Annotated in this window: 1 pseudogene; it reads left to right on the plus strand. The window is 69.2% G+C overall.

Annotation, left to right across the window (positions count from 1 at the left end):
- Window positions 1–425: pseudogene (locus OB87_RS19395) on the plus strand (type IV secretion protein Rhs); the annotation flags it as partial.

Below are 425 nucleotides of genomic sequence, written 5' to 3' on the forward strand. Positions count from 1 at the left end.
CGCATCAGCCGCTGAGGTTCAGCCACACGGCGTCGGGGTATGAGCAGCGGCGCAGCAACGGCGAAGGGTTTGCGCTGGGGCAGGAGTGGAGCGCCACCGGGCTGCTGTCGCGTCAGGCGCTGGAGGGGGTGAGCGGTGTTCTGGAGCGGTGTTACCAGTACGACGTGCTGGACCGGGTGACGGGTATCCGCGACAGTCACTGGGGCGAGCAGGCGTTGCGGCTCAATGGCGTGGGGCAGGTGACGGCGGAGCGTCGTGAGCAGGGCAGGCAGAAGCAGGCGCGGCTGTTCGGCTACGACAGCGAGCAGAACCTGTGCGAGGTGTCGGCCATCGTGCCGGACGGGGCGGGCAGGCTGTCGACAAAAAACGCGGCGGTGCAGTCGTCGTCGGGTTACGATGCGGCGGGCCGGGTGACACAGCGCGGC

The sequence above is a fragment of the Dickeya undicola genome (genome assembly GCF_000784735.1).
GTDB lineage: Bacteria > Pseudomonadota > Gammaproteobacteria > Enterobacterales > Enterobacteriaceae > Dickeya > Dickeya undicola.